The organism is Methylobacterium sp. Ger2507 (assembly GCF_055231875.1).
The window spans coordinates 3832783-3855783 of sequence record NZ_JBUYVC010000001.1; the positions used below are offsets into that span (position 1 = coordinate 3832783).

Genomic DNA, 23001 nt, shown 5'->3' on the forward strand with positions numbered 1-23001 from the left:
GACTACGGCGGCAGGAACGCCATCGCATCCACCTCCACCAGCATGTCGGGGAAGGCGAGCGCCGCGACACCGATCAGGGCGCTGGCGGGTGGGCATGCGGCATTGATCCAGCGATCCCGCACCGCCCGGATCGCCGGCAGCTCGGCCGGATCGTAGTCACGGACGTAGATCGTGAGGCGCGCGACGGCGCTGAAATCGGCGCCGGCCGCATGGAGCGTCGCCTGCATGTTCCGGAAGACTTGATCGAGCTGCGTCGCCCGATCACCGGCGACGATGGTGCCCGTGTCATCGAAGGGAACATGGCCGGACAGGATGAGAAGTCGCCCCTCCGAGAGCAGCATGGCTTGCGAGATGCCGGGAATGGACGGACCGGGCGGATTGATCGGACGCAGCATCGTGATCCAGTCCTGCTTCGGGATCGAATGACATCTCGCGGACGGCCTGAGCCGAAGACAGTCCCTGCGTCGGGTGCGACGCGTGCCAACCCCGGAGGCAGCCGCAGGCGTGCCGACCGCGTTCGGCGCAGCATCGGTCTCGGCCGCACAGGCTCGGAGATACGTCTCGATGGCAGCGGGGTGCCGGGGCTCGGGTCGCTCCTCCGCGGAATACGGGATCGGCATGGCCGAAGGACAGCCATCTTAGGTCGCAAGATTCCCGGTCGGTCAACCGGTCGTCGTATTCCGAGGCGTGGCTGAGTGGAGTGATCGCCGCGCGTTCGTCCGATCGGACGGCGGAACGCCAAGACCCGCCCTTCGCAAGACCCACTCTTCGTCCGACGCGAAGGGCGGGGTGGTTCAGCCTGGAGAGAGGGGGACGAGCGGCGGCTGGGCTCAGGCCGCCGAGCGGCGCAGCGGCATCGCCGCCTCGTCCGCGAAAGCGGGGCGCTCGGCGATAGCCGGGCCCGCCGGAGCGAGGGTCGCAGCTGCCAAATCCTGGGCTGCAAAATCCTGGGCCACCAGGATCTGGCCCGCGCCGGAGGCTTCGGCCAGGCCGTAGAGGTCGAGGAGGTCGGCATCCTCGGGATCGCGGTCGGAGGCGATGACCACCGCGTCCATCTGGTGTCCGGCCATCTCCAGGATCGCGCGGGCGGTGCGGGTCTGCGGTGCGCCGAGGCGGCACACCACCCAGTCATAGGCCTGGGCCAGGGCGTCGAGGGTGATCGCCAGGGCCTGAGGTTCTTCCAGCAGGATGCCGGCGGCGAGGAAGCCGCGCGGGATCGCGTGCAGGCGCGAGCCGGGGATCGCCTGGATGACGTCGAGGAAGGCGGCCTCGCCCGCCACGAGGTCGGTCAGGCCGGCCTCGTCCGGACCGCAGGCAGGGCCGTTGAGATCGAGGACGAGGACGCTGGCGCCCGCCGTCAGCGCGCTGCCGAGGCTGACGGCCAGCCCGGCCTCCGCCCGCCGGACCGGCGCGTCCTCCATGACCAGGACGGTGCGGCCCGCCCCATCCCGGGCCGGCGCGGCGCCGTCGCGCAGGCGCGCCACCAGCGGGTCGAGAGCGTAGCTGCCCGCCTCCCCGGCCTTCGGGGCTCCGGCGCCCCGGGCCTGCGGCAGGCTTTCTGCCTGCGCCGGCGTGAGGCTTTCGGGCTGCGCCGGCTTTGCGCTTTCAGGCTGCGCCGGCTTTAAGCTTTCGGGCTGCGCCGGCCTGAAGCCTTCGGGCTGCGCCGGCTTTAAGCCTTCGGGCTGCGCCGGCCTGGGGCTGTCCGGCTCCATGCCGGCCGCCGACAGAATCGGGCGCGTGGCGACGGTGTCCGCCACCGGAACCTCCGGCGTGAGGACCGTGCGCTCAGGCTCCCCGAGCGTGCCGGCGGTGAGCGGGGCCGGGCCGTGCCCACCCTGGCGCGCCATGGCCAGGGAGGCTTCCGGGAAGGCGAAGGGCTGGTGCCGGTGGATCGGACGCTCCGAGCCGGACTCGGAGTCCGTCTCGCTCCGCCGCCGCCGGCCCGAGCCGTCGGGATCGGTGAGGAGGTGGCGAGCGATGACGGCGCCCATCGAGAACAGCAGGCCGAGCACCGCCGCCAGCAGTACGATCGGCAGCTTCTTGGGGAAGGACGGGGTCTCGGGCGTGATGGCGCGCGAGACCACGCGGGCATCGGCCGGGGCGGCGCTCTCGGCGTCGCGGGCCGAGGCCTCGCGATAGCGGGCGAGGTAGGATTCGAGCTGTTCGCGCTCGGCCTTGGCCTCGCGCTCCAGGGCGCGGAGCTGGACCTCGCTGGAATTGCCCTTCGAGACCACGTCGCGCTGGGCGTCGACGGCGGCGCTCAGACTCTCGACCCGGGCCTCGGCGATGCGGGCGTCGTTCTCGAGGGTGCGGACCACCCGCTCGGCGGTGGCCTTGATCTGGGCGTCGAGGTCCGAGATCTGCGCGGTCAGTTCCTTGATGCGCGGATGGGCGGGCAGGAGGGTGCGGGATTCGAGGGCGAGCTGGTTGCGCAGGGTGATGCGCTGCTCGACCGTGCGGCGGATGATCTCGTTGTTGGCCACATCCGGGATCTCGAAGGCGCGGCCGTCCTTGATCATCTCCTTGATCAGCTTGGCGCGCCCGGCGAGATCGGCCTTGGCGGTTCGGGCCTGCGACAGTTGGGTCGACAATTCGCCGAGCTGCTGGGCGCCGAGAGGCTGGCCGGCGGCGCCGCCGGTGGCGATCAGGCCATGGCTGGCGCGGTAGGCCTCGACCTTGGATTCCGCCTCGGCGACGCGGGTGCGCAGGGCCTCGATGTTGCCGCCAAGCCAGCTCGAGGCGTAGCGGGCGGTGTCGGTCTTCGCCGCTTCGAGGGAGCCGATGTAGAGTTCCGCGATGGTGTTGGCCGCCTGGGCCGCGAGGTGCGGATCCTGCGAGCGGAACTCCACCGTGAGGATGCGCGACTTGCCGGCCGGGTAGACGCTGAGGCGGTCGAAATAGGTCTCCAGGATCCGCTCCTCGGGCGGGCGCTCCATCGGATTGCGGGCCAGCCCGATCATCATCAGGGCGCGCTGCAGCGGGCCGAAGCCGGCGACGCTCGGATCGAATTCGGCGTTGCCGGCCAGCGACAGCCGGCGGATCGCCTCGCGGGCGAGGTCCCGCGACATCACCACCTGGACCTGGCTCGCCACCGCCTGCTCGTCGATCGGCTGGGGCTGCTCGCCGCGTTCCTGGGCGGTGCGGGTGTAGGGCGTGTCGCGGCTCTCGAGCAGGATCTTCGCCTCGCCGGTGTAGCGCGGCGACACCACCTGCACGAACGCGATGGCGCCGATCGTCGCCAGAGCGGTCGGGATCACGATCCAGCGCCAGGACCGGCGCAGCAGGCCGGCGAGTTGCGCCAGCCCCAACCCCTCGCCTTCGGCGGGCGGGGCGTCGCGGGTGGGCTGGAACGGCGAAGAGCGGGGCATGGCTCGATCTTTACGCAAGACAAGGAGGTCGACCGCGGGCGGGCCGGCTCTGATGCGAATAGAGCGGGTTAAGGTTGATTGGACGTTAAGAGGCGGGGTTTCGCACGGATCGTTGCGGGACGTCAGTGTTCGTTAACCATGTCGGCCTAGGAGTGGGATCGAATCTTCCTCACGACGGCAGTAGTGATGAACCGGCGATCACTTCTCATAACGCTGACGTCGAGCCTGATGCTCGGCGGCTGCCTGCGCCCGGATTTCCGGACCGATCAACTCGACGCGACCGGCACCGGCTCGATCGGGGCGCGCTACACGCTCTCCGCCGGCGACCGCCTCCGGGTCATCGTCTTCGGCCAGGACAACCTGTCGAACATCTACGCGGTCGACGGCGCGGGCAACATCGCGATGCCGCTCATCGGCCTGGTGAAGGTGGGCGGCCAGCCCACCGCCCAGGCCGCGCGCACCATCGAGGCCAAGCTCGCGGCCGGCTTCGTGCGCGAGCCCCACGTCACCGTCGAGGTCGACGCCTACCGGCCGTTCTACATCCTCGGCGAGGTCACGACCTCGGGCCAGTATCCCTACGTCAACGGCATGGCGGTCGAGACCGCGGTGGCGATCGCGGCCGGCTTCGGGCCCCGCGCCGCCCGCGACTACGCGGTGCTGACCCGCGAGGGCCGGGACGGCCTCGTCTCGGGCATCGTGCCGATGACCTATCCGGTGCGTCCCGGCGACACCATCGTGATCAAGGAGCGCTTCTTCTGATCGGCATGCGGGATTATCGAATGCCGGATTTCCGAATGCCGGGCTTTCGAATGCCGGGCTTCGGGCCGCGATCTTCGCAATACTGTTCCGGAAGTTAGGACTCGCCTAACCGAACCGCGAAGGATTCTGCCGATCTTTGACCGGACGGGGCCGCGCGGCGGTCCGTTTAACGGTCCGCCCACCTCTCGGACGCCAGGTTCCCCCGACGGACATGCGGTCTGACCGCTGGTCCCGTGTCGCGTGGAGCAGCTTGTCGTGCGTGCGTTCGCCCCTGGTCTGATCGGCTCCGGCGTCTCGGGGTCCAGCCTTGCCACCTCTGGCCTCGCCGCGCCCATCGCCGGGTCCGACCTGTCCGCATCGGTCCTGACCGGCGGGTCCGGCAGCGCCTCGCAGCGCATCCTCCACATCTTCCGCGCGCCCGTCGGCGGTCTCTTCCGCCACGTCCTCGACCTCGCCCGCCTTCAGGCCATGGCGGGCCATCAGGTCGGCATCCTCTGCGACGCCGCCACCGGCGGCGAGCGCGCCGCCCGGGCCCTGGCGGACCTCGCCCCCTGCCTCGCCCTGGGGTTGATGCGCCTGCCGATGCACCGCAATCCGCATGTCTCGGACCTGACGATCCTGCGCGCCGTCGCCCGGCACGCCGAGGCCGTGGCCGTCACCGTGCTGCACGGCCACGGCGCCAAGGGCGGCGTCTATGCCCGCATGGCCCCGTTGCGCGACCGCGGGCCGATCCGCGCCTATACCCCCCATGGCGGGAGCTACAACCACAAGCCCGGCACCCTGCCCCACCGGGTCTATATGGGCGTCGAGCGCCTGATGGCCCTGCGCACCGACGTCTTCCTGTTCGAGAGCGAGTACGTCGCCGGGCGGCACCGCACCTATGCGGGCGACCCGGGCCGGATCACCCGCATCGTCCACAACGGCATCAGCGAGGCGGAATTCGCCCCGATCGTGCCGGCCGAGGAGCGCGCCGACCTCGTCTATATCGGCGAATTGCGCGACGCGAAGGGCGTGCCCTTCCTCCTCGACGCCCTCCTGCGCCTGCGCGCCGAGGGCCGCCCCCTGCGCCTGCTGATGGTCGGCTCCGGCCCCGATTCCGAGGTTCTGGCCGAGCGGGTCGCGGCCATGGGCCTGCGAGACGCGGTGGCATTCGAGCCGCCGCAGGCGATCCGCCCGGTGCTGGCCCGCGGCCGGATCATGGTGGTGCCCTCGCTCGCCGAATCCCTCCCCTACGTGGTGCTGGAGGCGGCCGCCGCCTGCCAGCCCCTCGTCGCCACCGATGTGGGCGGCATTCCGGAGATCTTCGGGGCCGCCGCCTCCGACCTGGTGCCGCCGCGCGACGGGCAGGCCCTCGCGGCCGCGATCGCCCGCGTCCTCGACGAGGAGCCCGCCGCCTGCCGCCAGCGCTTCGAGGCTCTGGCGGCTTCGGTGCGGACGCGGTTTTCGATGACCCGGATGGGCTCGGACGTGCTGTCGGGCTATGCTGCGGCCCAGCGCGCCCGGGCGGAGGCCGCCCGCCCCGCGGTCGCCTCGGCGGGACCGTGACGCGACGGCCTTGTCCCCTGCCCGCCCGATCGCCGCCCCCGCTGTCCCTTGCGCCCGAAACAAAGCCCGGAAGCCCGTATGAGCGCCTTCGATGTCCGTGACCTGCTGGACGCTGCCGGCCGGTTCGCGCCCCAGCCCGAGGGCGGCCTCTCCGTCGCCCTGCCGCCCGCCGAGGCGCGGGCGCCCGGCCCGATGCCGGCCCCGGCGCCGGCCTTGCACTCGCCGGTGGTGCTCGCGGGCTGTGTCCGGATCGCGGAATTCGTCGGCGTCGCAGCCATCGGCCTCGTGATCCAGCGCCTGCAGCTCGCCGGGATCGTGGCGCTGTCGCCGCGCTACCTCGCCACCGCCCTCGGCATCGCCGGCCTCGCCGTGCTCCTGCTCCAGGTCACCGGGGCCTACGGCATGGCGGCCTTCCGGTCCCTGCCCGGATCGGCCCTGCGGCTCGCCGGCGCCTGGTCCCTGGCCTTCCTGGTGGTGGCCGCCATCATGGTCTTCGCCAAGATCGCGGATCACTATTCCCGGATCTGGCTGGCGAGCTTCTTCGTCACCGGGCTCGCCGCCCTCGCGGTCGGGCGCTTCACCCTGGCGCGCTTCATCACCGCCCAGATGCAGCGCGGCCATTTCGACCGGCGCACCGCCATCGTGGGCGGCGGCCCCGTCGCCGAGGAACTGATCCGCGCCCTCGACGGGCAGCCGGATTCCGGCGTCCGCATCGTCGGCGTGTTCGACGACCGGGGCGACACACGCTCCGACACGGTGGTGGCGGGCTACCCGAAGCTCGGCACCGTGACCGACCTCGTCGCCTATGCCCGAACCACGCGCCTCGACCTCATCATCTTCACCATTCCGATCGCCGCCGAGGACCGCATCCTGCAGATGCTGGCCAAGCTCTGGGTGCTGCCGATCGACATCCGCCTCTCGGCCCAGGCCTCGAAGCTGCGCCTGCGGCCGCGCGCCTATTCCTATCTCGGCGGCGTGCCGGTGCTCGACATCTTCGACAAGCCGATGGCCGACTGGGACATCGTGGCCAAGACCATCTTCGACCGCGTGGTCGGCTGCGCGATGCTCCTGGTCCTGGCGCCCGTGATGCTCGCCGTCGCCCTGGCGGTGCGCCTGACCTCGCCCGGCCCGGTGCTGTTCCGGCAGAAGCGCTACGGCTTCAACAACGAGCTGATCGAGGTGTTCAAGTTCCGCTCGATGTATGTCAGCCAGAGCGATGCCGGCGCGGCGCGGCTGGTCACCCGCGACGACCCGCGCGTCACCCCCGTGGGCCGGTTCATCCGCAAGACCTCGCTCGACGAGCTGCCGCAGCTCTTCAACGTCATCAAGGGCGAGCTCTCCCTGGTCGGTCCCCGGCCCCACGCCCTCCAGGCCAAGGCCGCCAACACCCTCTACGACCAGGTGGTGGACGGCTACTTCGCCCGACACAAGGTCAAGCCCGGCATCACCGGCTGGGCCCAGGTCAATGGCTGGCGCGGCGAGACCGACACCAGCGACAAGATCCAGAAGCGCGTCGAGCACGACCTGCACTACATCGAGAACTGGTCGATCCTGTTCGACGTGAAGATCATGCTGGCGACCCCGCTTTCGCTGTTTCGGACCAAGAACGCCTACTGATCCGGTCCGCTTCCCGGCAGCGCGAGACCGGTCCGGCGGTGTGATCGGGGCGCCGACGACGCTGCGGCGGGCTGCTGCGGGGCTTCCCTTTCTTGCCGCCGCCCTGCGTCAACGCTGCGGGCGTGGAATTTGTTGACCGGCGCCGGCGGCTTGGCCATGGAACGGGGCTTGAATCCATTCGAGGGTGCAAGCCGTTTTCGTGATATCTTCCCGCCCTGCCCGCCTGCGCGCGCCGGCTCCCCGAGCCCCTGGACCGTCACGGTCCCGAGCTTGGGGGGGCGTTGCCGAGAGAGGCCGTCCCGATGTCGGCTGAGGCCGGCGCCTTCCTGGTCGGGGGCGGCGCGTCCGGGGCGGCGATCCGCGGAGAGGACTGGTCGGCCTCCCCGCTCGGGCCGCTGGAGACCTGGCCCTGCGCCCTCCGGGTCGCCCTCGGCCTCGTCCTGAACTCGCCCGAGAGCATGTTCCTGGCCTGGGGGCCGGACCTGCTGTTCTTCTACAACGACACCTACCGGCCCCTCCTCGGTCCCCAGCGCTCCCAGCGGCAGGGCCAGCCGCTGGCGGAGCTGTGGGCGGATGTCTGGGACCAGGTGCTGCCCATCGTCGAGAAGGCGCTGGCCGGCGAGGCGAGCCGCTTCGAGGACCTGCCGCTCACCACCGCGTCCTACGGCGTCCCGGAAGAGACCTGGTGGTCGTTCTCCTACTCGCCGGTCTACGACGATGCCGGCGCCATCGCGGGCATGTTCTGCATCACCAACGAGACCACGCGACGGGTGCTGTCGGAGCGCGGCCTGCGCGAGATGAACGAGACCCTGGAGCATCGGGTCGAGGAGCGCACCGCCGAGCGCGACCGGGTCTGGCGCAACTCCCGCGACCTCCTGGCGGTGGTCGGCACCGACGGGATCTTTCGCGCGGTCAACCCGGCCTGGGACGAGATCCTGGGATTCGCCCCGGAGGAGATCGTCGGCCGCAGCTTCCGCGACTTCGTCTGGCACGAGGATACCGACCTGACCCAGAGGGCCGTCGACCAGGCCGCCATGCAGGATGACCTCACCAGCTTCGAGAACCGCTACCGCCACCGCGACGGCAGCCCGCGCTGGATCTCCTGGCACAGCTCGGCGGAGGGCGCGCTGATCTACGCCTATGGCCGCCACATCACCCGGGAGAAGGAAGCCTCCGCCGCCCTCGCGGTGGCCCAGGAGCAGCTGCGCCAGTCGCAGAAGCTCGAGGCGGTGGGACAGCTCACCGGCGGCGTCGCCCACGACTTCAACAACCTCCTGACCATCATCCGCTCGTCGGTGGACTTCCTGCGCCGGCCGGACCTGCCGGAGGTGCGCAAGCGGCGCTACCTCGATGCGGTCTCCGACACGGTGGACCGGGCCGCCAAGCTGACGGGACAGCTCCTCGCCTTCGCCCGGCGCCAGACGCTGAAGCCGGAGGTGTTCGAGGTCGGTACGCGCCTGCGGGCCCTGGCCGAGATGCTCGACCCGGTGATGGGCGCGCGCATCCGGGTGGCAACGGAGCTGCCCGAGGCGCCCTGCTTCGTGCGCGCCGACCTGAGCCAGTTCGAGACCGCCCTGGTGAACATGGCGATCAATGCCCGCGACGCCATGGCGGGCGAGGGCCGTCTCACCCTGCGGCTCACCTGCGCGAACGGCATCCCGCCGATCCGCGGGCATGCGGGCGCGCGGGCGCCGTTCGCCGCGATCGCGCTCAGCGATACCGGCCCGGGCATCACCCCGGGCCAGCTCGGGCGCATCTTCGAGCCGTTCTTCACCACCAAGGAGGTCGGCAAGGGCACCGGCCTCGGCCTCTCCCAGGTGTTCGGCTTCGCCAAGCAGTCGGGGGGCGACGTCGACGTGACGAGCCGGCCCGGCCTCGGCGCCACCTTCACGCTCTATCTGCCGGAGGTGGCGCCGGCCCCGGCCGAAGGCTCCGCCGCCCCGGCCGAGGCGCCCTCCCCGGTCGGGTCCGGCCAGCGCGTCCTCGTGGTCGAGGACAATGTCGAGGTGGGGCGCTTCGCCACGCAGATCCTGCAGGACCTCGGCTACGAGACGACCTGGGCGGCCAATGCCGAGGAGGCCCTGGAGCGGCTCGGCGACCGGGGCGCGGGCTACGACGTCGTGTTCTCCGACGTGGTGATGCCCGGCATGGGCGGCATCGCGCTGGCCCGCCACCTGCGCCGCCATCTGCCGCACCTGCCCGTGGTCCTGGCCTCCGGATACAGCCACGTCCTCGCCGAGGAAGGCGCCCAGGATTTCGAGTTGCTGCACAAGCCTTATTCGGCCGAGCAGATCGCCCGCATCCTGCACCGGGCCACAGCCCGGTCCGGGGGCGTGCCCGGCGGCTGAGTTCCTCGGTTCCAAACGACATCGGCTGCGCCCCCGAGAGGCGCAGCCGATGTCGTCGTTGGTCGATCGGGCGTCCGGCTCGGCTCAGCCTGACCGGACGCCTCGGGTGTCGGGTGCCCTACGGCAGCGCGCCGGCCTTCTTCTTGGCCTCGGTCATGGTGTCCTCGCAGCCCTTCATGTCGCCGGCCTTGTCCTGGGCGCGGGCCTTCTTGATCAGGTCGCGGGCCTCGGCGACGCCGCCGGCGCTGGCGGTGGTGGACGGGTCGGTCGGCTTGCCCTTGGGCGCGTGGTCGAGGGCCTTGTCCGAGTGCGAGGAGGTCGGGCCGCCGGGCGGCTCCTTGCCCGTCACCTGCTCGGCGCCGGCACTGTCGAGGCGGCGCTCGATGGTGGCGATCTGCTCGGAGCAGGAGGAGGCGAGGACCGGACCGGCGGTGCCGAGGAGGATGAGGGCCGCCGGAAGGGCGAGGGTGATTCGCATGAATGGGCTCTCCAGAGGGGCGGCCGCCCCCGATGGGCGGCCGACTTCGTCAGGGTCGCCAAGGAAGCGCCGGCGGGCGACGAGAGTTCCTTTGTATCGAGGGTCCCTGCGGCCTCCGGGCCTGCGGCTTTGAAGCGCGCCGCCACACCGGTGCGGTGCTCCGCCTTCCCGAGCGGGCCGTCGCGATCCGGACCGAAGGCCGATCCGTCGGCCGCAACGGCGGCGGGCGTCGTCGGCAGGATCACCCTGCCGTGGGGATCATCGCGCCTCATTGCGCCGCATCGCTCGGGTCTCCAACGACGAACGGCGCGGATCTCGGGATCCGCGCCGTTGCTTGGTTCATGGCCGCTGGTACGGCCGCTGGTATGGCGGCGGCGCCGACCCGGGGTCGGCGCCGCGTCGCGCGGGTTTACCAGGTGACGCGGACGCCGCCATAGGCCGAGAGGGGCTGCACCAGGGTGGTGGTGCGGGGATCGTTGATCACGAAGTTGCCCGCGACCGAGCCCGTCTCGGCGAAGGTGCCGAAGTTGGCGTAGCGGTTGTTGAACAGGTTGGTGACCAGCGCGAAGACCTGCACGTTCTGGGTGACCTGAATGCTCGTGTTCAGGTTGGCGGTGAAGTAGGGCGGCAGCTTGCGGTTGATGTTCGACTCGTCGCCCCGGAAGTAGGACGAGGAGAAGGCCGAGAGGTTCATGCCGAAGGTCCAGATCGGCGTGATCAGGTAGTTGAACCCGGCCTTGAACTGGTGGTTCGGGATCAGCGGCACGTTGTTGCCGCGGCGCACGTTGATCAGGCCGTCATCGGCCAGCGGGTTGTTCGGCGAGGACAGCTCACCGTCGAACTGGAAGGTCGCGTCGATGAGCGCGTAGTTGCCATAGAGGCTGAGGCGCTCGCCGACATACTCGCCCGAGACCTCGATGCCCTGGCGCTGGGTGGCCGGCACGTTGACGAAGTAGCCGCGCGCGGCGTTGCCCGGCACCGCGACCTGCAGGATGTCGTTGCGCAGGTCGGTGCGGAAGGCGCCGATCTTGTAGTTGAACAGGCCGTTTTCGTAGAAGTTCGGCACGGTGCCGCGGAAGCCCACCTCGTAGGTCTGGCCGGTGACCTGCTTGAGCGGCGGATCGGCCACCAGCGAGTTCGGCAGCAGGCAGGGACGGTCGGGATTGGCGCAGGCGAGTTCGAGCGGCGTCGGGGCGCGGTTCGACTCGGAGTAGCCGCCGTAGAGGTTGAGCCAGGGGAAGAAGCGATAGGTCGCGCCCACCACCGGGTTCACCTTGGTGAAGTAGTGGGTGCCCGTCACGTCCGGCGAGAAGCCGGTCTGGTCCTGGGTCGAGATGCGGGCGAAGTTCAGGCGGGCGCCGGCGGTGAGCGACAGGGCGTCGGTGACGTCGAAGGTGTCGAGGGCGTAGAGGCCCATGTAGAGGTTCGAGCCGGTGACGTTGCTGGGCGCGATGCCCAGCGCCGCCGCCGTGCGGATCGCCTCGGTGCCGAGGCCCGGGATGGTGCCGTAATTCGGGTTCAGCGGATCGGTGGTGACGCTGAGATCCGGGTTGATCACGCCGAGCGTGCTCGAGGACTTGTAGGAATAGTTGGCCGCATCGATGCTGCCGCCGACCACGAAGGTGTTGTTGTGGCCGAAGACCTGGTCGCGGTTGGTGGCCTGCAGGGTTCCGCCGTAGCCCACCGCCTCGGTGCGGATGGTGTCGAGGGTGCCGTAGGGGACGCCCGTGGTGAACGGGATGCGCTGGCCCTGGCGGCCGACGATGGTGAATTGATCGCGGAAGGCCCGGTCGCTCAGGGCGCCGCGCTCGAAGCCGTCATCCTCGAAGCACAGGAAGCCGCGGTTGCTGGAGCGGGTGCTGCACTGCTCGAAATTACCGTCGTTGCCGTCGATCACGAACTGGCTCAGGCGGCGCACGTAGGCGTTGCCCTGGAGGTCCCAGGTCGGCGAGACCGCGACCTTGCCGGTGACCTGGATCTGGCCCTGCTCGGTGGAGATGGTCTGCGGCGAGGTGAAGATCGCCCGCTCGTTGACGTGGGTGAAGTCCACCGGCGTGGCGGCGGCGGCGCCGAAGAAGGTCTTGGCGCCCGAGGCGATGATGTGGAACTCGGAATCGAGGGTCTTGTGTCCGAGATCGGCGTAGACGCGGCCGATTTCCGAGGGCGACCGGAAGCGCCAGCCGCCGTCGCGCAGGCCCTCGCCGGCGAAGTAGAAGCTCCAGGGGCCGATGACCTCGCCGTATTGCAGGGAGCCGCTGATGCGCCCGTCGGAGCCGCCGCTGACGGTGATCTCCTTGCCCTGCCAGGTGTAGCCGTTCTTCATCTCGATGTTGACCGCGCCGCCGAGCGCGTTGAGGCCGAAGACCGGGTTGCCGGTGACGATGTCGATCCGGTTGATCGCCACCGAGGGGATCAGGTCCCAGTTCACCACGTCGCCGAAGGCTTCGTTGATGCGGACGCCGTTCTGATAGACGGCGAGGCCCTGCGGCGCGCCCTGCAGCGGCGAGGCGTCGAAGCCGCGATAGGTCAGGGTCTGGCGGAAGCCGTTGCCCTGTCCGTCCGACAGGTTCACGCCCGGCGTCTTGCGGGCCAGGGTGAAGGTCGGGTCGAGGGTTGCCCGGTCCTGGGCGAACTCGGCCGCCGTCACGGTCTCGACCGTGTTGGGGATCTTGTAGAGCGACTGGCCGCCGCCACCGCCGGTGGCGCTGACCGGCGTGGTCGCGACCACGTCGAGTTCCGACAGCGTGACCGCCTGCTGTCCACCCGCCGGCACCGCGCCCTGGGCGTAAACCGCGCCCGGAATCAGTGCCACCGACAGCAACAAGCTGCCGCGCAAGGTCCGCTTCTTCATCCCCAAGCCCCTCGGTCGTCTTCGTGTCCCTGCCCCTTGTCCGGGGCTTCGGTCACACTTTTGAGAGGATCGGTGACGAAGAACAATCGCGCGGCGGGCCGTTTGCGTGGATTTACCGTGCCAAACCTTGCTTGGCCGTTCGGCGTGTCATCGCGGACACATTTTTCGGTCTGATTTCAAGGCCTTAGGGACGTTTCAGCAAGCCGATCGGGATAAAGTGGCAACCCGATCCGCGCTCCGCCGATCCCGCTCTGCGATCGTCTCAGAGGCGCGCCTGAATCCGGCGGGCGATCTCGCCCAGACGCTGCTCCAGCAGGGTCGGAACCTCGCAGACATAGGTCAGCGACTGGCTGCGCTCCTGGAAGATGCGTCGGTCCCAGGTGAACTTGGTCTCCAGCTCCGACGCATCCTTGGGGATGTCGCGAGCATCCTGGGCGCTCGGGCCGTCCTTGGTGGCGCTGATCTGGTCGGCCTCGTCGCGGATGCGCTCGGCCATGCGGCGCTGACCCTGGGCGTAGCGGCCGATGCCCGAGATCACCTTGTTGCGCTCGCCGTTGATGACCTCGAACACGCCGGCGAAGACGCGGGTCAGGCGCTTGTCCTTCTCGGCGCCGGCCTTGGCGACGAAGTCGTCGAGGAGCGGGTCGACCTCGTTGAGGGGGGTGCGGCGGGAAGCGATCTTCTGGGCGAGCGCCGCAGCCTCGAAATCGTCGCCCCAGGGGCCCGCGGCCTCCAGGTCCGGCCCGGTCCAGACCGAGCCGGGGCTGAGGGTCGAGACCTTGCGCTGGACGCAGGGCCAATCGGGATCGGACTTGGGCTGCGCGACGGCGGAGCCGACCCCGAGGGTGAGGACGGCGAGGCCCGCGAGGGCTCGGAGGGATGTCATGCGCAGGGATGTCATGCGCAGGGAAGTGATGTGAAGGCTCATCAGGAATTGTCTCCGGCCGGGCCGCCGCGCCGGGCCATGATGCCACGGCCGGGATCGTAGGCGACGGCGGCGAGGGTGAAGAACACGAGGGTGGTGCCCACGACCACCGCGCAGGCGACCGGCTCGAACTGCCCGTAGAGGGCGAAGCGCACGAGCTGCACCGCGTGGGAGAAGGGATTGAGCTGGCAGATCCAGTACAGCGTCTCGGAGGATTCGCGGATGCGCCAGAGCGGGTAGAGCGCCGAGGAGGCGAAGAACATCGGGAAGATCACGAAGTTCATCACGCTGGCGAAGTTCTCGAGTTGCTTGACCATCGAGGACAGCAGCAGGCCGATGGCGCCGAGCATCAGCCCCGAGGCGATGAAGGCCGGCAGCGCCGCCACGTAGCCGAGGGCCGGGATGTCCAGTTCCCAGAACCACGCGATGGCCAGGAAGGCGTAGGCCTGCACCACCGAGACGGTGACCCCGGCGATCAGCTTGGCCAGCAGCAGCAGCCAGCGCGGATAGGGGCTGGTCAGCAGCACCTTCATCGAGCCGACCTCGCGGTCGTAGACCATCGAGAGCGAGGATTGCATGCCGTTGAAGAGCTGGATCATCACGGCGAGGCCCGGCACCACATAGACCTCGTACAGCACATAGGTCTGGTAGGGCGGCTCGATGGAGACGCCGAGCGTGTTGCGGAAGCCCGCGGCGAAGATGAACAGCCAGACCAGCGGACGGACGAGGGCGGAGAAGAAGCGCTCCTTCTGATTGAAGAAGCGCAGCAGCTCGCGGCGCACGATGCCGCCGAGGCAGATCAGGTAGCCGATTGTGTCGAGGCGCCCGAGATGGGGCACGGGCGCCTCGGCCGCGGCCGACACGGGCGGGTGCGGGGGCGTGCTCTTGAGCGTGCTCTTGATCGTACTCATGCGGCCTGCCGGGCGGGTTCGGCGACGAGGCGGCGGAAGGCGGCCTCCAGGGTCTCGTCACCCCGGGCGATCGAGCCGGCGGTGCCGCGCGCCACGATGCGGCCCTTGTGCAGCACCACCGCGTCGTCGCCCGCGTCGATCTCTTCGAAGATGTGGGTGGCCCAGAGCACCGACAATCCCTCCTCGCGCACCAGGGCGCGCACGATGGCGACGATATCGGCGCGCGATTCGAGGTCGAGGCCGACGGTCGGCTCGTCGAGGAGCAGCAGCCGGGGCTCGTGCACCAGGGAGCGGGCGATCTCGATGCGGCGGGACTGGCCGCCCGACAGAGTGCGGACCTTGTCGTCGCGCCGGTCGCTCAGCCCGACCCGGGCGAGCAGCACCGCGATCCGGGCCTGGGCGGCCTTGCGGGTGATGCCGTGCAGGCTGGCGTGGTAGAGCAGGTTCTGCGCGACGGTGAGGTCGGTGTCGAGGGTGCGGGCCTGGAACACCACGCCGAGGCGGGCCAGCGCCCGGCTCGGCTCCCGGTCGAGGGCATGGCCGAGGATCGAGACCCGGCCGTCCTGGTTGGCGTAGAGCCGGGTGATCACCGAGAACAGGGTGGTCTTGCCCGCCCCGTTCGGCCCGAGCAGGGCGGTGAAATGTCCGCGCGCCACGCTGAGCGACACGTCGGACAGGGCCGCCCGGGTGCCGAAACGGTGGCTGACATGGGCGACGTCGAGGGCGGGACCGGCGCTCACGGCTTCAAGGCCCGCCGGGCGTCGCCGACCGCGTCCAGGCACTCGTCGAACTCGCCCTCCCCCAACTCGCGCTCGGCCACCCGCAGGGCCTTCTTCAGCCTGGGCTGGACGGCCTCCGGGGCGGGCTTGGCGAGTTCGGCCTTGATCATCGCGATGCCGTCGAGGCAGGCGGCCTTGTCGTCCGCCAGGGCGGCCGTGACCAGGGACGCCGAGGCGAGGGCGAGGCACGCGCGGGCGAGGGAGGCGAGGCGCATCGACGGGGGCTCCTATTTGACGACGAACTTGCCGGTCATGCCCTTGGATTCGAGGCCATGCACCGACCAGGGATACTCGCCCGGCTTGATCGCCACGAATTCGATCGCGATCTCGCCCGGATCGTCGAATTCCAGGTGGTCCGGCGGGCCGCTGCCGTGGATCTCCAGGTGCTGGATGACGATCTGGTTGAACCAGATGTTGCGGAAGAACTCGGTGGCGTAGAACTTGTACTCCTGCCGGCCTTTGGCGACGATGCGCAGGCGATAGGCCTTGCCGGATTCAAGCTCGATCTCCTTGTTCTCCACGACGAAGTCGTTGCCCTCCTCGTTGCCGAGCACGAGGTCGGGCAGGTTCTGGCGCTTCTTCGTGAGATCGAGGGCTTGGGCTGACCCCACGCCGAGGAGCGTCGCCAGGGCGAGCGCGGTGATCCGCATCGTCCGCTTCATTCGGTGTCCTCCCGTTTGCCGCCTCGAGGCGGTGCCGCCCGAGGGCGGTGCCGCCTTGGGGCGGACGTGTCTCGTTGGTCGCTCCGTGCTCTCCACCCCCTTGTGGGGCGGAGTCGGAGGTGGGGGCTGCCAGGCTTCCCGGCTGCGGGTCACCCGGCCATCCCCGGTTCTGATCTCTCCCCACAGGGGAGAGGGACCCGTCGATCTCCTACAGCTCTTGTCGACGAACCGATTGCTCAGTTCGGCGAGACGGCGACGCCCCAGGGCAGCAGGCCGACGGGGATGCTCTTCACCACCTTCTCCGCCGCCACGTCCACCACCGAGATGTCGTTGGAGGAGCCGTTGGTGGAGAACAGCAGCTTCTGGTCCGGCGTGAAGGCGAGCTGCCAGACGCGCTGGCCCACGGGCAGGTACTTCTCCACCGCGTAGCTCTTGGCGTCGATCACCGCGATGCGGTTGGCCGGACCGAGCGCCACGAAGGCCTTGGTGCCGTCCCGGGTGATGCGGATGCCGACCGGTTGGATCGCCTCGTCGTTCACGCTCGGGATCTTGAAGGTGATCTTCTTGATCACCCGGCGGGCGGCGACGTCGATGACGCTGATGGTGCCGCCGACCTCGGCCGAGACCCAGAGATACTTCCCGTCCGCCGTGAACTCGGCAAAGCGCGGACGGGCATCCACCAGGATGTTGTCGATCACCTGGAAGGTCGTGGTGTCGATGAAGTGGGCCATGTTGGTGGTCTCGGAGGTGTTCACCAGGACCTTGCCGTCCGGCGACAGGCCCATGCCCTCCGGCTCGACGCCCACGGGGACCTCGGCCATGACCTTGTTCTTCTCGACGTCGATGACGGTGACCTGGCTGTCGTCCTCGTTGGCGACGTAGAGCAGGTTGCCCTGAGGCCCGAGGATGAACTGCTCCGGATCGGGACCGGAGCGGAGCGAGCGCACCACCTTGCCCGAGCTGGTGTCGAGCACGTCGATGCGGTCGTCGTCGCTGGCGCAGACGAACAATTCCTTGCCGTCCTTGCTGGTGGTGACGCCGCGCGGGCGCCGGCCGACCTTCCAGGTGCCGGTCACCGCCATCGTCTCGGTGTCGATGACGCTGACCGAGTTGCCCTTCTCGTTGGTGACGTAGACCGTGTAGGCCTGCGCCGGCGATACGCCTGCGAGCCCGAAGCCTGCCAACGATGTGCCGGCCAGCAATGCCAGGCCCAGTACCGTACCGGGCGCGCCTGCCCTGAAGCCGCGGCTCATGGGGTTCCTCCTCGGGGCCATCGCTGTGTCGTCCGCGATTGATGGGGCGTTATTATAGTGCAGCCCCGTCTCACGGGGAGCGCAGGACTGCAAGCGGGCACAGGACCGTGTTGCCGCAGGTGGGCGAGAGCCCGTCCGGGTCTCTCGCGAACGTGAGGGCTCAATCCGCGAACTTGCTCAATCCGCGAACTTGCAGGTGGTTTCCGGCAGGTCGATGCCGAGGGTGTCGAGGGGCGTGCGCTGGTGGGTGAAGCCCTGCTCGGGCGCCACCGAGACCAGGGCCTTCGGCTGCACCACGATGAGAGGCTGGCGCAGCTGGTGGTCCCAGGGGCGATAGGTCAGGGAGACGCCCTTGTAGGCCGGAAGGCTGAAGCCCGGCTCGGCGAAGTACGGGGCCAGCACCGCCGGATCGGCGGTCTTCTTCTGGGTCGCCGCCTCGCCGACCGAGCGCACCGCCTCCCAGGCCTGGTAATCGAGGGGGCGCATCAGCCGGCCGCTCTGGCGCCGGAACCGGTTCTGGGCCTGGGCCGCCCCCCAGGTCTCCAGCATCGGGTGCCAGGTGGTGGCGATCAGGCCCTGGGTGCCGGCCACCGGGCGCGGGTCGACGGTGCGGAACGGGACGTAATCGCCCCAGTCGCCGGCCTCGTCGGCCACGATGGCGAGGTCGTAATCGACGCCCCGCGTGAACACCATCGCCTCGGAGCGGGTCGGCGTATCGCCGCGCGCCTTGGCGAGCGGCCCGAAGGTCCAGGGTTTTTCGGCGTTGATCTTGAGGGAGAATTTCTTCGCGGACGTCTTGAAGGCGTCCGCATAGAGCCGGTCGTTCTCCTGCGGGCCGACGATGAGGAACATCTTGCGCCAGCGCATCAGGGTGAAGAACTGCGCCAGGGCATCGGTCTGCATCGCCCGGCTCGGGATGACGTGAAAGACGTTGCGCCGGCAATCGGCCCCGCGCAGGCGGTCGTCGGGCGCCGCGACGTTGAAGACCGTGACACCCTGCCCCTTCACCGCATCCGCGACGGCGAGCACCTCGTCCGCCGGCAGCGCCACAATGAGGTAGCGGATGCCGCGCCCGGCGAGGTCGCGGGCGGCCGCCGCCGCCTTCTGGCCGCCATCGCCGCCCGTGCCGGGCTCCAGGGCGACCTCGTCCAGCCGGTAGGTCTGCTTGGTGAAGCGGCCGGTGTTGTTGTTGTCCTTCACCGCCATCCGGGCGCCGGCGACGCCCTCGTCCTCCGGCACGGCCTCGGCGTCGTAGGAGGACGGCGCCGCCTCCGGCCGGTAGATCAGCCCGATCGCGGTCTCGCTGGGGGCGATCGCGGCCGTAGGTTCCCGGGCGACTGGTTCCTGAGCCCGTGCGGCCGAAAGGCCGGAAAGGCTGAGGCCGAGGGCAAGCGGGGCGAGAAGGATGCGAGCAGGATTGTGCATGTGGTGGGCAGGCTAACAACATTGCGGACCTGCGCTCAATCGCGGATTGATAAGGGGTTCCTAAGGAGTCTCGTCCCGTCCTTCAGGGAACTTCGGGACCGAGCTCGGCCCTCGCGCGGCAATTACCCGCCCGCCCGTTTCCGGGCCGATCTCGTAGAACTGATGACGGGCGTGGGATCGCCGAACGCGCCGGCGCGTTCTCCGATGCCCGTCGCGTCCGGCTTCACCCGGAGAGGTCTGCCCATGGCTCTGTTCTCCAACGACCGGTCGTCGGTCCGCTCCTGGCTGGGCTGGCCCCTCGCCGCCCTGGTGGCGGTCGCTGCCCTCGCGGCTCCGGCGCAGGCGGCGCCCGAGAAGGCCGCCATCTTCGGGGTGGAATTGTTCGATCCCGGCGTGGTCGGTGGCCGCAAGGCCCGGCCCGACGAGGTCCGGCGCCTCGGGCTCGTCACCGACGAATTGCGCAAGGCCCTCGGGGACAGCGTCGAGGCTGTCGACGTGGCGCCCCAGGCCGCCGAGATCGCCAAGCAGGCGCCGCTCTACAAATGCGACGGCTGCGCCGCCGCCATCGCCAAGAGCCTCGGGGCCGATCTCGCGGTCAGCGGCTACGTCGAGAAGGGCTCCAACCAGATCTTCAACCTCACCGTCACCGTCGCGGAGGCCGGCACCGGCAAGATCATCCGCGGCGGCCGCGTGGTGATCCGCGCCGACACCGACGACACCTGGGCGCATGCCATGCGCTGGGTGGTGAAGAATCGCATCCTGGCCGAGCCGCTGCCGAACCGGTCGTGACCGGGCGGCGTTTCGACATCAGGGAATCCCGCTCACGAGATCTCCTTATCTTGAAGGGATCTTCCTGGAAGGGATTTCCCTGGAGGGGGTCTTCGAAGGGATCTCCTGTCTTCAATGGGGTTTCCCTTCTTCCGGTCCATGCGCTAGGCCCCCGCACAGGCCGGAAGCGTCCGCTCGAGGCCCAACCTGCCCCGGCCGCGCCGTCATGGGTGCGGCGCTTCCCGACCCGGGCGTCGTCGTTGGTCTCTCCCGAGACCCCGCCCAAGACCCCGCCCAAGACCCCGCCCAAGACCCCGCTCAAGACCCCGCCCAAGACCCCAGGCAACCGAAACCCGCGCTGATGCCGTCGTCCCGCGTTTGTTCTCCCTCCGATCCCGCCGCGTCCGCGCCGCGCCTCCTCGTGAGCGTGCGCGATGGGGACGAGGCCGCCCTGGCGGCGCGCGCGGGGGCCGATCTCGTCGATGCCAAGGACCCCGACCGCGGGGCGCTCGGCGCCCTCTCGCCCGACCGCGTCCGCGCCATCGTGGCGCGGGTCGAGGGCGGTGCGCTGACCAGCGCGGTGGCGGGCGAGCCGGACCGGCCGGCGTTGCGTCCCTGCATCGACGCCATGGCGGCGACCGGTGTCGGCTTCGTCAAGGTGGCGGTGCGCTCCGGGTGGGCGGACGACGATCTCGCCGAGGCCGCCGCCGCGGCGCCGGGTCGCCTGATCGCGGTGCTGTTCGCCGAGGCGGGCGGCGCCCTCGACCTGGTGCCGCGCCTGGCCCGCGCCGGTTTCCTCGGGGCCATGATCGACACGGCCGGCAAGGACGGCCGCCGCCTCACCGACCACCTGCCCCTTCCGGCCCTGGCGGCCTTTACCGGGGCCTGCCGGTCGCACGGCCTGGTCTCGGGACTTGCCGGCTCCCTGGCGCTCACCGACATCGCCGCGCTGGCCCCCCTCGGGGCCGACTATCTCGGGTTCCGCGGCGGCCTCTGCGCGGCCAGCGACCGCAGGCGCGGCCTCGATCCCGCCCGGGTGACCGAGGCCGTGCGCCTTCTGCGCGCCCTGTCGCGGCGGGACGCCGCCTGATGGGCTTCGGCGCCGCCCCGACCGTGGTGAAGATCGGCGGCAGCCTCGTGGCCGATGCCCGCCGCCTGCGGGCGCAGCTCGCACGCCTCGCCGACGGCGAGCTCGGCCCCTGCCTCCTCGTGCCCGGCGGCGGTCCGTTCGCCGATGCGGTGCGGACGACGCAGAGCGCCCTGGGCTTCTCCGATGCCCTCGCCCACCGCCTCGCCCTCGACGCCATGGGCCACATGGCCGAGATCGTTTCGCACGTGGAGCCCCGTCTCGTCGTCGCCCGCGACCTCGCTTCCATCGCGGACGCCCTCGCGGCCGGGCGGGTGCCGGTCTGGGACCCCGTCGCCCTCAAGGCCGGGCATCCCGATATTCCGGAAACCTGGGAGGTCACCTCGGACAGCCTCGCCCTCTGGCTCGCCGGCACCGTGGGGGCGCCGGTCTGCCTGCTGGTGAAGTCGGTCGACCGCCCCTTGCGCACCCGCTGGACCGACCTCGCCCGGATGGGACTGGTCGATGCGGCCTTCCCGATCTTCGCCGAACGCTATGCCGGGCGCATCGAGATCCTCGGCCCCGGCACGGACCTGCGGAGGGCCGCCGCATGAGCAGCCCGACGGCATCCGATCCGATCTCGCCCGACCCGACTTCGTCCGAGCCCGTCTCGCCCGAGCACCTCGTCTTCATCACCGGCCGCATGGCCAAGGCGCGGCTGGAGAAGGTCGCCGCCACCCTGCCGCCGGAGCGTTACGCCTGGAGCATCGCCGATGCCGGCGTGAAGGTCGCCGCCCTGATGACGGAGGAGATCATCCGGCGCCGGGTGACGATCCCGGAGGGCGCGACCCGCATCGTCCTGCCGGGGCGCTGCCGGGCGAATCCCGAGGCGCTGGCCCAGCATTTCGGTCTGCCGGTGGAGCGCGGCCCCGACGAGATCGTCGACCTGCCGGCCTATCTCGGGCTGGCCGGGCGCACGGTCGATCTCTCCCGCCACGACCTGCGCATCTTCTCCGAGATCGTCGACGCCTCGAAGATGACGCCCGAGCAGATCCTGGCCAAGGGCCTCGACCTCGCCCGGCGCGGCGCCGACGTGATCGACCTCGGCGGCCTGCCCGACACCGATTTCCCGCATCTCGAGGAGTGCGTGCGCCTGCTGAAGGGCGCCGGACTGCGGGTGAGCGTCGATTCGTTCTCCCTCGACGAATTGACGCGCGGCGCCCGGGCCGGGGCCGACTACCTGCTCAGCCTCAACGAGAACACTCTCGACCTCGCCTTCGAGACCGACGCCGTGCCGGTTCTGGTGCCGGTGCGGCCCGACGACCTGCCCTCCCTCGACCGCGCCATCGAGCGGATGGAGAAGGCCGGGCGGCCCTACATGGCCGACCCGATCCTGGAGCCGATCCATTTCGGCTTCGTCGAGTCGATCACCCGCTATCACGAGACCCGCAGGCGCTGGCCCGGCATCGAGATGATGATGGGCACCGGCAACCTCACCGAACTCACCGAGGCCGACAGCCTTGGCGTCACCGCCTTGCTGGTGGGCATGTGCTCGGAACTCGCCATCCGCAACGTGCTCATCGTCCAGGTCTCGAACCACACCCGCCGCACGGTGGAGGAGCACGACGCCGCCCGCCGGGTGATGTTCGCGGCCCATGCCGATTCGGCCCTGCCCAAGGGCTATGGACGGAGCCTGCTGGCGCTGCACGACAAGCGGCCCTATGTGCAGACCCCGGACGAGATCGCGGCCCAGGCGGCCGAGGTGAAGGACCCGAACTACCGCATCGCCGTGGCCGAGGACGGCATCCACGTGTTCAACCGCGACGTTCACACGATCGGCACCGACGCGATGGCGTTCTTCCCCCGCCTCGACGTGGCCAGCGACGGTGCCCACGCCTTCTATCTCGGCGGCGAGCTGACCAAGGCCGAGACCGCCTGGCGCCTCGGCAAGCGCTATGTCCAGGACGAGGCCCTGGTCTGGGGCGCGGCCGCCGATGCCGAGGTGGAGGACACCACCGCCTTCAAGAAGGCCGGGCACACCAAGCATTCCGGTCCCGCCGCCGCCGAGACGGTCGCCCGCGACGCGACTCCGGTCGAGGCCGGCGCGACTGCGCCGGAGACCACGGGACCGGGCGAGGAGCCGTCCGCCGACGCGGTGCCGGAGACGCCCCCGGAGGGCGGCGGCCGCATCGTCTGCGGCACGTTCGTGCCCGACCGGACCCCCGCCGCGACGGGAAAGGCCTGAT

19 protein-coding genes are annotated in these 23001 nt (G+C 70.2%); 8 read left to right on the forward strand and 11 right to left on the reverse strand.

Annotation, left to right across the window (positions count from 1 at the left end; translation table 11 throughout):
- Positions 1 to 2: 2 nt before the first annotated feature.
- Together ACV7NL_RS17650 and ACV7NL_RS17655 are read right to left on the reverse strand one after the other, a co-directional pair.
- Positions 3 to 395, reverse strand: coding sequence for a RidA family protein (locus ACV7NL_RS17650; RefSeq protein ID WP_056183696.1), 393 nt, complete (start codon positions 393 to 395; stop codon positions 3 to 5).
- 435 nt (positions 396 to 830) lie between these two features.
- Positions 831 to 3368, reverse strand: a complete 2538-nt coding sequence (locus tag ACV7NL_RS17655) for a Wzz/FepE/Etk N-terminal domain-containing protein (RefSeq protein ID WP_463356366.1) — start codon at positions 3366 to 3368, stop codon at positions 831 to 833.
- Positions 3369 to 3554: 186 nt separating this feature from the next.
- Between ACV7NL_RS17655 and ACV7NL_RS17660 the strand changes: the two genes are divergently transcribed.
- The 4 genes from ACV7NL_RS17660 (at position 3555) to ACV7NL_RS17675 (ending at position 9637) form a co-directional block, all read left to right on the forward strand.
- On the forward strand, positions 3555 to 4127 hold the full coding sequence (locus ACV7NL_RS17660; RefSeq protein ID WP_463356367.1) for a polysaccharide biosynthesis/export family protein: 573 nt from the start codon (positions 3555 to 3557) through the stop codon (positions 4125 to 4127).
- A 333-nt stretch (positions 4128 to 4460) separates the two neighbouring features.
- On the forward strand, positions 4461 to 5672 hold the full coding sequence (locus ACV7NL_RS17665; protein WP_463357158.1) for a glycosyltransferase family 4 protein: 1212 nt from the start codon (positions 4461 to 4463) through the stop codon (positions 5670 to 5672).
- A gap of 78 nt (positions 5673 to 5750) precedes the next feature.
- On the forward strand, positions 5751 to 7289 hold the full coding sequence (locus ACV7NL_RS17670; RefSeq protein ID WP_056183703.1) for an undecaprenyl-phosphate glucose phosphotransferase: 1539 nt from the start codon (positions 5751 to 5753) through the stop codon (positions 7287 to 7289).
- Between the two features lie 458 nt (positions 7290 to 7747).
- Entirely contained in the window at positions 7748 to 9637 is a 1890-nt protein-coding gene (locus ACV7NL_RS17675; protein WP_463357159.1) for a hybrid sensor histidine kinase/response regulator, read from the forward strand.
- Between the two features lie 118 nt (positions 9638 to 9755).
- Here ACV7NL_RS17675 and ACV7NL_RS17680 read toward each other — a convergent pair whose 3' ends face one another.
- The 9 genes from ACV7NL_RS17680 to ACV7NL_RS17720 all read right to left on the reverse strand — a co-directional run bounded on the left by ACV7NL_RS17680 (position 9756) and on the right by ACV7NL_RS17720 (position 18921).
- Positions 9756 to 10115 carry a hypothetical protein gene (locus ACV7NL_RS17680; protein ID WP_056183708.1) on the reverse strand — a complete coding sequence of 120 codons (360 nt, stop codon included), beginning with the start codon at positions 10113 to 10115 and terminating at the stop codon, positions 9756 to 9758.
- Between the two features lie 409 nt (positions 10116 to 10524).
- Complete coding sequence (locus ACV7NL_RS17685; protein ID WP_463356368.1) at positions 10525 to 12966, reverse strand: TonB-dependent receptor; 2442 nt, start codon at positions 12964 to 12966, stop codon at positions 10525 to 10527.
- Between the two features lie 262 nt (positions 12967 to 13228).
- Positions 13229 to 13852 carry a hypothetical protein gene (locus tag ACV7NL_RS17690; protein WP_463357160.1) on the reverse strand — a complete coding sequence of 208 codons (624 nt, stop codon included), beginning with the start codon at positions 13850 to 13852 and terminating at the stop codon, positions 13229 to 13231.
- 41 nt (positions 13853 to 13893) lie between these two features.
- Complete coding sequence (locus ACV7NL_RS17695) at positions 13894 to 14802, reverse strand: ABC transporter permease (RefSeq protein ID WP_056183712.1); 909 nt, start codon at positions 14800 to 14802, stop codon at positions 13894 to 13896.
- The gene (locus ACV7NL_RS17700) at positions 14799 to 15542 is read right to left on the reverse strand and encodes an ABC transporter ATP-binding protein (RefSeq protein ID WP_056183714.1); all 744 of its coding nucleotides are present in this window, start codon (positions 15540 to 15542) and stop codon (positions 14799 to 14801) included. Before ACV7NL_RS17700 ends, ACV7NL_RS17695 begins: the two co-directional genes overlap by 4 nt.
- The gene (locus ACV7NL_RS17705; protein WP_463356369.1) at positions 15539 to 15796 is read right to left on the reverse strand and encodes a hypothetical protein; all 258 of its coding nucleotides are present in this window, start codon (positions 15794 to 15796) and stop codon (positions 15539 to 15541) included. The genes ACV7NL_RS17700 and ACV7NL_RS17705 overlap by 4 nt, the downstream gene beginning before the upstream one ends.
- 12 nt (positions 15797 to 15808) lie before the next feature.
- Complete coding sequence (locus ACV7NL_RS17710) at positions 15809 to 16243, reverse strand: cupredoxin domain-containing protein (RefSeq protein ID WP_463356370.1); 435 nt, start codon at positions 16241 to 16243, stop codon at positions 15809 to 15811.
- A 236-nt stretch (positions 16244 to 16479) separates the two neighbouring features.
- Positions 16480 to 17496 carry a YVTN family beta-propeller repeat protein gene (locus tag ACV7NL_RS17715; RefSeq protein WP_056183720.1) on the reverse strand — a complete coding sequence of 339 codons (1017 nt, stop codon included), beginning with the start codon at positions 17494 to 17496 and terminating at the stop codon, positions 16480 to 16482.
- 177 nt (positions 17497 to 17673) lie between these two features.
- Positions 17674 to 18921, reverse strand: a complete 1248-nt coding sequence (locus tag ACV7NL_RS17720) for an ABC transporter substrate-binding protein (RefSeq protein ID WP_247637086.1) — start codon at positions 18919 to 18921, stop codon at positions 17674 to 17676.
- A 243-nt stretch (positions 18922 to 19164) separates the two neighbouring features.
- Here ACV7NL_RS17720 and ACV7NL_RS17725 point away from each other — a divergent pair, with 243 nt between their 5' ends.
- The 4 genes from ACV7NL_RS17725 to ACV7NL_RS17740 all read left to right on the forward strand — a co-directional run bounded on the left by ACV7NL_RS17725 (position 19165) and on the right by ACV7NL_RS17740 (position 23000).
- Positions 19165 to 19710 carry a DUF3280 domain-containing protein gene (locus tag ACV7NL_RS17725; protein ID WP_082503839.1) on the forward strand — a complete coding sequence of 182 codons (546 nt, stop codon included), beginning with the start codon at positions 19165 to 19167 and terminating at the stop codon, positions 19708 to 19710.
- A 340-nt stretch (positions 19711 to 20050) separates the two neighbouring features.
- Positions 20051 to 20779, forward strand: a complete 729-nt coding sequence (locus ACV7NL_RS17730) for a (5-formylfuran-3-yl)methyl phosphate synthase (RefSeq protein ID WP_463356371.1) — start codon at positions 20051 to 20053, stop codon at positions 20777 to 20779.
- Entirely contained in the window at positions 20779 to 21369 is a 591-nt protein-coding gene (locus ACV7NL_RS17735; protein WP_463356372.1) for an amino acid kinase family protein, read from the forward strand. Before ACV7NL_RS17730 ends, ACV7NL_RS17735 begins: the two co-directional genes overlap by 1 nt.
- Positions 21366 to 23000 (forward strand): DUF6513 domain-containing protein, encoded by a 1635-nt coding sequence (locus ACV7NL_RS17740; protein WP_463356373.1) that lies wholly within the window; start codon positions 21366 to 21368, stop codon positions 22998 to 23000. The genes ACV7NL_RS17735 and ACV7NL_RS17740 overlap by 4 nt, the downstream gene beginning before the upstream one ends.
- Position 23001 lies beyond the last annotated feature (1 nt).